At 61.0% G+C, this 9,083-nt stretch carries 7 protein-coding genes; 3 read left to right on the forward strand and 4 right to left on the reverse strand.

Features of this window, described 5'->3' with window-relative positions:
* Window positions 1–25: 25 nt before the first annotated feature.
* Together AC5JJ6_RS29065 and AC5JJ6_RS29070 are read right to left on the reverse strand one after the other, a co-directional pair.
* Window positions 26–841, reverse strand: coding sequence for an Abi family protein (locus AC5JJ6_RS29065; RefSeq protein WP_496045400.1), 816 nt, complete (start codon window positions 839–841; stop codon window positions 26–28).
* Window positions 842–1,017: 176 nt separating this feature from the next.
* On the reverse strand, window positions 1,018–2,625 hold the full coding sequence (locus AC5JJ6_RS29070) for an AMP-binding protein (RefSeq protein ID WP_496045401.1): 1,608 nt from the start codon (window positions 2,623–2,625) through the stop codon (window positions 1,018–1,020).
* Window positions 2,626–2,855: 230 nt separating this feature from the next.
* Here AC5JJ6_RS29070 and AC5JJ6_RS29075 point away from each other — a divergent pair, with 230 nt between their 5' ends.
* Window positions 2,856–3,254, forward strand: coding sequence for a (R)-mandelonitrile lyase (locus tag AC5JJ6_RS29075; protein ID WP_496045402.1), 399 nt, complete (start codon window positions 2,856–2,858; stop codon window positions 3,252–3,254).
* Between the two features lie 4 nt (window positions 3,255–3,258).
* On the opposite strand, the gene AC5JJ6_RS29080 is transcribed toward AC5JJ6_RS29075, so the two are convergent.
* Window positions 3,259–4,791, reverse strand: coding sequence for an SLC13 family permease (locus tag AC5JJ6_RS29080; protein ID WP_496045403.1), 1,533 nt, complete (start codon window positions 4,789–4,791; stop codon window positions 3,259–3,261).
* Window positions 4,792–5,015: 224 nt separating this feature from the next.
* Here AC5JJ6_RS29080 and AC5JJ6_RS29085 point away from each other — a divergent pair, with 224 nt between their 5' ends.
* Window positions 5,016–5,300, forward strand: coding sequence for a hypothetical protein (locus tag AC5JJ6_RS29085; protein ID WP_496045404.1), 285 nt, complete (start codon window positions 5,016–5,018; stop codon window positions 5,298–5,300).
* The gene (locus tag AC5JJ6_RS29090; RefSeq protein WP_496045405.1) at window positions 5,297–5,461 is read left to right on the forward strand and encodes a hypothetical protein; all 165 of its coding nucleotides are present in this window, start codon (window positions 5,297–5,299) and stop codon (window positions 5,459–5,461) included. Before AC5JJ6_RS29085 ends, AC5JJ6_RS29090 begins: the two co-directional genes overlap by 4 nt.
* Before the next feature lie 163 nt (window positions 5,462–5,624).
* On the opposite strand, the gene AC5JJ6_RS29095 is transcribed toward AC5JJ6_RS29090, so the two are convergent.
* The gene (locus AC5JJ6_RS29095; protein ID WP_496045406.1) at window positions 5,625–9,029 is read right to left on the reverse strand and encodes an NACHT domain-containing protein; all 3,405 of its coding nucleotides are present in this window, start codon (window positions 9,027–9,029) and stop codon (window positions 5,625–5,627) included.
* Window positions 9,030–9,083: the final 54 nt, after the last annotated feature.

Raw genomic sequence — 9,083 nt, forward strand, 5'->3', positions numbered from 1 at the left:
CCCAGTGAAAAAAAGACCTGAAACATCAGCCCAGGAAAGTCGCGCGCGGCAAAACATCCTGGTTCACACGCGGCATCCGACGCATCGTTAAAATCCTCCAGGCCTGTCTGCCCTTACCACCTCTGTGGGAAGCGTGGGAAAACTGATAGACGCCAAGCCAGATCGCCGTAATAGGGCTTACCCAAGAAATAATATCAATGATGTTATTGTATCTTTCCTCAAGGTTGTAGAGAATGATTTGCTCGTGATGGCCAATTCTGTTTCTAAGTCTTCTGATCCTATCTAGGATGGCAAATACATCATTTCTGAGTAGTGCTCCTCCCACATGAGGAAATGCATTTCTGAGGCACTTTCTCCACAGAGGATCTTCGTAACAGCTTTTAAATAAATTAGGCCAAAATCCTAAAGTCAACTCGGACACGATTTTCGCCTCGAGTTTTTTAGGATCGGCGAACTGCGGCTTGTTTCTGTAGTCTTTGTAAACCTTTTCGATGAGGTGATACGATTTCGCCTCTAGATTCATGCTGTTCGATAGATACCAGTCATCGCCATGCTCTTTTGAAATCTGTTGGCATATGGAATTCCGGACTGAAATCTCCATAGCTTGTATAGGCCCCAACAAAGCTTCGCTCAAAGCCGTATTGGCATTGTACAATCTTATGACCTTGTCGAATGTGCAGCCCGGCCCCAGTGCCTCGCGGTAAGAGTCCAGACGCTCAGTGGACAACGCTGCCTCAATCTTCTTTTCGAAATCCGGAGTGTAGATAAATCGGGGTTGCATCGTTTCTGAAAAACCTCTATATGGACTATATGTATGCTTCGGACCGGCCTCTGCTTGCAAGCTCCCGGAGTATCTTATGACGAAGCCCAGGCTGTAAAGCGGCCTGGGCTTCTGCTTTTACAACTCGCACGGAAATTTTCCAGCGGTATTTCCGGTAAGCGCTGTAAGCGCTATGACCGGGGCAGCTTCCTGCCGCCGCCGGTGATGGTGCCGCCCGACCGTTCCGGTCACCGGTGTTACGCCTTAAACTGATCCCGCAGAACGAATTTCTGGATCTTCCCCGAAGCCGTCTGGGGAAACTGCTCCACGAAGCACCAGATGCGCGGCACCTTGTAGACCGCCAGATGCATGCGGCAGAACGCCGTCAACTCCTCCCCGGATGCCGACAGGCCCGGCTTCAACTGGACGAAGGCGGCGGGCACTTCGCCCAATTCCTGATCCCCGATGCCGACCACCGACGCGCCCGCCACGGCGGGATGGGTGAACAGCACGTCCTCGATCTCGCGCGGATAGATGTTCTCGCCGCCCCGGATGATCATGTCCTTCAGGCGGCCCTGAATGCGGCAATAGCCGTCGGCGTCCATGCTGCCGAGATCGCCGGTATGCAGCCATCCCTCCGCGTCCAGCGCCCTGGCCGTCCCGTCGGGATCGTTGAAATAGCCGGTCATCACCCCATAGCCGCGCGCCAGTATCTCGCCGACCGTATCCAGCGGCACGGTGGCCCCGGTGGCGGGATCGATCACCTTGACCTCCGTTTGCGGCAGCGGCCGGCCGACCGTGGAAATCCAGTCCGGATGCGGATCGTCGGGAAGCGTGTGGGTGATATAAGGAGAAGCCTCGGTCTGGCCGAAGCCGATCGCGACCTTCAGCCCGAGCAGGCTTTGGGCGCGGCGCACCAGTTCCGGCGGCACCGGCGCTCCGCCCAGCGTCGACAGCCGCCACGACGACAGGTCGCGGGTGTTCACTTCCGGATGGTCCAGCATCCGGATCAGCATGGTCGGCACGCTCAGCATGATGGTGCCGCGCTCGGCCTCGAACAGGCCCAGCATCACGGCGGGATCGAAGCCCGCCGGAATGACATGGACACCGCCGGTCTGAAGCGCTCCCAGCGTCAGCAGCCCGCACCCCGCCGTGTGGAACATGGGCATCGGATTGACCCAGACGTCGTCCGGACCGGCGCCGATGGCGCGCGCGTAGAAACGCCCGTTGTTGACCAGACTGCGGTGCGGCAGCAGGGCGCCCTTGGGGAAACCCGTTGTGCCCGAGGTATACTGGATCTGCGCGATATCGCCGGGGGTGACTTCCGGCAGCGCCCGGACCGGCGACCCGGATGCCAGGAACTCCGGCCATGACGACAGCGATATCACCTGCCGCAGGTCGGTCAGGCCGGGGCGGACTTCCTCGACCGCCGCCAGCAGGTTCCGGCCCCGGTATTCCGGCTGCACGATCAGCCCGACCGCCTTGGACTGGGTCAGCACATAGGCCAGTTCCTTTGCCAGATAGGCCGGATTGACCGTGACCAGCGTAAGACCGGCCAGGGCCGCTCCGAACTCGATCAGGACCCATTCCGGGCAGTTCGCCGCCCAGATGGCGACATGTTCGCCGGGCGCGAAGCGCTCCAGCAGCGCGCGCGCCACCTGCTCGGCCCCCGCCAGAAGCTCCGCGAAGCTCCACCGCCGCCGCTCACCCGCGTCCAGCGTCCCGTCGACCAAGGCCGTCCGCCCGCTCCAGGCCGCGGCGGCGTCGCGCAACGCGCCACCGACCGTTTGTTCGAGCACCGGTTCCGACGGATCGGCGGGCCAGTGGGAAAGGGCTGTTTCCAGATCGCTTTTGACGGGGCTCACGCCGGTTCTCCCGCACTGTCGGTTGCTACCAATACGCGCTAAGTACGATAAAATTGCCCTAAAAACGAGACAAAAAGATCGTATCGAGCGGCGACTGCAGCAGCCATATCCACCGGATGCGCACCGGATGCGCAACGCTGCGCGACGCAACGAGACGCGCGGGTTTTCCATTACCTTCGAGGCGGCAGGCGACAGCACGCGGCCGCCGTTCCGATGAAGGGAAGACGACCATGGACATCAAGAGAAGCGGATCGCAGCCGTCGGGCACGGGGCCGGCGGACTGGTTCAGCGGCGCCGTCCGGATCGACCCGCTGTTCAGCGCGCCCGATCCAGCCCGCGCCGCCGGCGCCAGCGTCACGTTCGAACCCGGCGCCCGCACCGCGTGGCACACCCATCCGCTCGGCCAGACCCTGATCGTCACCGCCGGCTGCGGCTGGGCGCAGCGCGAGGGCGGACCTGTCGAGGAGATCCGCCCCGGCGACGTCGTCTGGTTCCCGCCGGGAGAGAAGCACTGGCACGGCGCCGCCGCGACCACCGGCATGACCCACATCGCGATCCAGGAAAAGCTCGACGGGAAGGCGGTCGACTGGCTGGAACACGTAACCGACGATCAGTACCGCCTGACTTGACCGGTCAGCCGACCCGGAACAGCGTTCCGACCGCCAGATAGGTCAAGCCGGTGATCAGGACGGTGCTGATCAGGTTCAGGTACAGGCCCGCCTTCGCCATGTCGGCCACGGTCAGGTTGCCGCTGCCGTAGACGATGGCATTGGGCGGAGTCGCCACCGGCAGCATGAAGGCGCAGGACGCCGCCAGCGCCACCGGAACCGTCAGCATGAACGGGTCCATGCCGATGCCCACCGCGACCGACCCGACCAGCGGCAGGAAGGCCGCCGCCGTCGCGGTGTTGCTGGTCAATTCGGTCAGGAAGATGACGGCCAGCGTGGCGACCAGCATGACCAGGATGACCGGCCACGCGCTGAGCAGCCCGAGCATCTCGCCCAGCCATTCGGCAAGGCCGCTGTCCGATATCCCCGAAGCCAGCGACAGCCCGCCGCCGAACAGCAGCAGCACGCCCCAGGGCAGCTTGCGGGCGGTGTCCCAATCCATCAGGAACCCGCCCCGCTCCGATCCCGACGGGATCAGGAACAGCACGACCGCCGCCGCCATCGCGACCACCGTGTCGTCAAGACCGGGGACGAAATCGGAGATCAGGGGCCGCAGTATCCAGGTCGCCGCCGTGACGACGAAGACCGTCCCGACCAGCTTTTCCGGCCGCGTCATCGGCCCCAGGTTGGCGATCTCGCCGCCGACGGCGCTCATCGCACCCTTGATCGCTCCGGCGGGCGTCGGAAACACGACCTTGGTCAGCAGCAGCCATGTCACTCCCAGCATGACCACGACCAGCGGCACGCCGACCACCATCCACTGGGCGAAGCCGATCTCGACCTGATACGTGCGTGACATATAGGCCGCCAGCAGCGCGTTGGGCGGCGTGCCGATCAGCGTCGCCAGACCGCCGATGCTGGCGCCGTAGGCCACTCCCAGCAGGAGCGACACCGCGAAGTTCCGCCGTCCCGCGCCTTGTCCGTCCTGCTTCCGGTCGCGCTCGACCAGCGCTATCACCGACAGCGCGACCGGCAGCATCATCACCGCCGTCGCGGTATTGCTGACCCACATGCTGAGGAACGCGGTCGCCAGCATGAATCCGCCGACCAGCCGCGCCGGTTCGGTGCCGACCCACGAGATGATGGTCAGCGCGATGCGCCGGTGCAGGTTCCACCGTTGCAGCCCAAGGCCCAGCACGAACCCGCCGAGAAACAGGAAGATCAGCGGATCGGCATAGGGCGATGCGGCCTCGCGCGTCGTCGCCACTCCCAGCAGCGGGAACAGGACCAGCGGCACCAGGGCGGTGGCGGCCAGCGGCAGGGCTTCGGTCACCCACCAGGCCGCCATCAGCACGGCGACCGCCGCCACGATCCAGGCCTCATCGGACATGCCGGCGGGTGCGGGAAGCATCAGCATGACCACGAACAGCAGGAACCCCGCCGCGATCCCCATGAACGAACGGCCGACCGGCGTTTTCCCGATCTGCTCGTCCGGTTCACCGGCAGCGGCGGCGCCGGGGCCGGCTGCGATGGTGGCCTTTCCTTCGGATGTCGCCATTGTTCGGGTTTCCTCCAGCGTTTTTAAAGGCGAAAGGCGCGAGAGCCATGTCCCGCACCTGGGGCTATGTGTGTGCGGATGGGCGAAAATCGATCATTTATGTGCTGAACCGGCCGCTTGCCTGCTGACGATACGAAACTCTCCAAGCGGCAAACCCGCCGTCGCGGTCTCGCCGGTACATTGAACATCTAGGCGGCCGAAAGAGGGATCCATCGTCGCGTCGGTTGTGGACGGCGCGGCGCGAGATCGACCGTTGTCTCATCGTTTGGCTGGTCAACTATGCCGAACGCCATCGTGTCGGTTTACGGGTCGGCGCTTCGATCACCGAAGGCACCGCCAACTTCCTGGTCAACCGGCGCATGAACAAATCCCAGCAGATGCGCTGGTCCCGCCACGGCGCCGATCTCCTGCTCCGCGTCCGCTGTGCCGTCCTCAACGGCAAATTCGGTCCCGGCTTCGGGCAGCTGTTCGACACCAATTCCGGATCCGAAACGGCAATAGCGGCTTGACCCACAATCGCGCGGCAGTGCCCTTGCTGTCCGCCTACGATCAGATCGACAATCTTTTCCGCCTGTCCCGCCACAGCATGACCGTAACCGACTACAATACCGAGCAGACCCGCGCCTTCCAGGCGTGGCATGACGTCTGCGGCATTGAGCAAGCCGCATAGTCCGCTGCACCCATGATCGCCGTCAAACTCGCCCAACTATCAGCTTCGCCCAACAAGTTGACGATGCCGGCTCGGATGCATTCGTAGTTCTGGATGTCGCCGTATCTCGTAAAATTCGATGTCTCTCGAAAATTGCCCCGGATGCTCAGCATCGGTTCACGTCTCATGCCAGTGGCGTGGGATCAACTCCGCCAGCCGCGCCTGCCACGCGAAACTGGCGCCGAGGCCGGCGGGGGTCAATCCAGCAAGTTGCCACCAAAGTTTCCCGCAACTTCGGGGATGGATTATCAAACATCGCCTTGACTGCGGCAATTGCTGTCTCGTCGGGCTCCTCGGTGCGGCAGGCTTGGTGCAGAGCCAAGATGAATTCCAGGACCGGGTGGCTGAGCCGTTTGCATACGGCAATCAACTGCTCAAAAACCTCCTCTGGCAAATTTAAAATCGACAATTGCTGAGGCCCCAGGTCGAGCAGCAACCAACAGGCGGCCCGCCAGACCGCATCCTCGTCCTTTCCGCGCTTAAGGTCGGCGACGGTTTGAGTCAGGGTTTCGGATCGGAACAAGGTATGGCGATAGCAGAGATTGGGAAGATAGTGGCGCCGCAAGGCCTCCCACCAAATCGGCGACCGGGGTAGATTCAGAGGGAGCAAGATGAAATTGATAATCGCATCCTGCAATTCGCGATCCTTCAAAATTTCCGACCAGAGCAGCTCCCAACCCCGCCGAACATGTTGATCCCGAACACGAACACGACCCAGAACACGAACACGATCCAGAACACGATCCCGATCCGGAACACGATCCAGAACACGGTCCCGATCCCGAACCCGATCCAGAACACGACCCAGAACACGATCCCGATCCCGAACCCGATCCAGAACTCGATCTAGAACCCGATCCCGATCCCGAGCCCGGCTGCGGTGCCAATTATACTTCTCTTTTCCTACACTAGAAGCCTCTTGGGTGACTTCTCGGTTGGTTGATGCATGAAAGATTGCTTGATTGTAGGCGCAATCCATAAACGGCCCAGAACTACCGGAGGCAGCTGCGGTCAACATAAGGCGGCCCAATTCTTTGGCGCCAAATTGTGGCAAGGAAGATGCAGTCAGATTTGTCAGAAAATTGCTGTCAGGAGACTTTAACAAGCCGTATTGAAGATAAGGAAAGAACTGATCGCGTGCCGTTTGAACATAGCGGCCATTCGCGGGCTTGCTCCACAGCAACCCATCTGCTAGGGCCGCCGCTTGTGCATCGTCATCAAGCAGCACATCCATCAGCGGCTCCACTCGCTGGCGCGCCAGGGGCACGGTGAATGCGGTCAGACAGACTCCGGCTTTCACGCCGCTGCCGGCTTGCGCCAGCGCCTGCTCTACCGCCTCGTCCCAGATGGAACCGGCATTGTCCGCCCGGCCCACCAGCGTCGTCAATTGTCCCAGCAGAGCAGTTACGATCCCTTGGTCATCGGCCGCACGGGCGGTAGCCAGCAGCAGGGCGGCCAGAATGTCCGGTGCCCTTTCCGCTGCCGCGGGAACGCGGTCGATCAGCAAGCCGCCGCACAGGGCGGCAAGATTGGCTTCGGCAAGGGAGCCTTCGGCAAGGCGCCCAAGTTCAAGGATTTTACCGGTCAAGTTGCGCTGACTTTCCTCCGATTTCCGTTCTGCCACCAACAGGCGGATCACCTCCCGCCAGCGTGCGTCAGCCGCCAGCGGCTCGATCTTTTCCCAGATGTAGCTGTCGCCTCCTCGTGCTTCGGACTGGATGATGATGTGGCGGGCGGCAAGGTATTCCTGAAAGGTCAAGTGCAGGAAGCTGTACAGGTTCGATCCGGCTTCAATCATCAGCCCGGCCTGCTCCCGCACATATTTCAAGAAGTCTTGTGCCTCATCCTCCGCATTGTTCTTCTCAGTCTCGTTGCCGCGGTATTCGACGGCCATGATATGGCGGGTCAGCATGTCCTCCAATTGCTTTGCAGAAACCACCGCGCGCTTGTCGGCGCCATCGCTGCCAGCCTGTTCGTGCATGCACTGGGCCAGCGCAGCCAGCCGGCGTAACAGGCGCTGCTCCGCCCGCTCCTTCCGGGACGAGCCTGACCCGAGGTCCTTTTTCCGGTTCAGCCATGTGAACATCAGGGTTTCGATGCACTTTTCGTACAGCTTCACCCGCTCGTCCGGCAGCACAACATCAATGCGGTGAACCAGCACCATGATTGTCAACAGCAGAGGGTTGCGCGCCAGTTCGCGGATTGCGACATTATCGGAGTCGGTCAGGATCGACATCAAATCCTCAACCAACTTGGCCTGCTCCTGGGATTGTTCGGTTCTCTCTCGGTGCCAGTCCTCGACGAAGCACCGCTGCTGCGGTTCCTGTAGCGATGCCATCTGGCAGTGGTGGAAGGGATCGCTACCAGCGAATCGGGCCTCGGCCTCGTACCCGGCAATGCGCGACGTGACGATGACGGTGTTGCCGGGATAGCTGGTCACCATGCTGCGGACGCGGTCGCGCACAACGGTCTTGAAACCTAAGTCGGGCAGTTCGTCCACGCCGTCGAATTGCAGAACCACCCGGCCCGTTTCTAAGAAGTGTTTCAAAAAATCCACGGAGATGTCGGGAATGGAAAAATCCGCTCGTATCGAGGCGACGATGTAATCGAGCAACGGGAGATCGCGGTTGGATTTCAGTGCATCTGCATAGCGCCGCAGCGTGACCAAGACCGTTAGCCGGTCATCAGCGCGCGCCGAGTAGCGCGCTTGCAGCTCTGGGAGGAGGCCAGCCAGGGCCAGGAAGCGCAGGACTGTGGATTTGCCGCTGCCGGGATCCCCCAGGATCACCGTGCGCCTGCCGTACTCCAAAAATTTCAGCGGGTTGGTGCGTTCTGCCTTATCGTCATCGGCGGCGGTCCCCTCCGCTACGGTCTCTAGGGGGATGTAAATGGCCTGCATAGGAAGGCCACGGCTCGCATCCTCCTTGCGCACCGACATGCCGACAAATTCGATGCGATTGTAGTATGATTTCAAGTTGTTGTCGTATTGCTTGCGAATGGTCTGAATGGTATCGCGGCGACTTAATCCATTGGGAACGATTTCGGGATAATAATGCAGGCACAAGGCCTCGGCATTCAAGAACAGGGCCTGGAGCTTGGTATGGCCCATATGTTCCAGTTCGAAGGGCGCGTCGTGTCCTGCTTTCAGTTTTTTGAACCATTCCACATCACCGCCCTGGACTCTGGCTACGGAATTGACCAGATCGTCGGGCGTGACCAGAACCCATTTCTGAATTCTACTCTTTTCGTGCTCGGCAATAGCCTTCTTCAGCGCCTTGACGATTTCGGCGCGATGGTCGTCGCTGAGCGGGCTGGGGAAGAACTTATACTGGTAGCCGATCCCCTCGCTGTCGAAAGCGTCGAGCCCATAAGCGTCCCCGGCGCGGTCGCTGAATAGGTTAATGGTGTGGCCGGCCCGGCGAGCATCATAGTAAATCAACAAATTGATTACACGTGCGAACTCTCCGCCACCTTCTGATCCCGGCGGCAGTATCTGCGACAGTGGCCTAACGGCAGGAAGGCGAGACATTGGACAATTCTCTTGTTGAGTGCGATGATTGTAGCAAGCTCACTTTTTTGTCCA

The sequence above is a fragment of the Skermanella sp. genome, assembly GCF_059503625.1.

What these genes read in the sequence shown, in the direction of transcription:
- AC5JJ6_RS29075 (WP_496045402.1), top strand. Translation starts at nt 2,856, where the DNA reads ATGGACATCAAGAGAAGCGGATCGCAGCCGTCGGGCACGGGGCCGGCG.
- AC5JJ6_RS29080 (WP_496045403.1), bottom strand. Translation starts at nt 4,791, where the DNA reads ATGGCGACATCCGAAGGAAAGGCCACCATCGCAGCCGGCCCCGGCGCC.
- AC5JJ6_RS29095 (WP_496045406.1), bottom strand. Translation starts at nt 9,029, where the DNA reads ATGTCTCGCCTTCCTGCCGTTAGGCCACTGTCGCAGATACTGCCGCCG.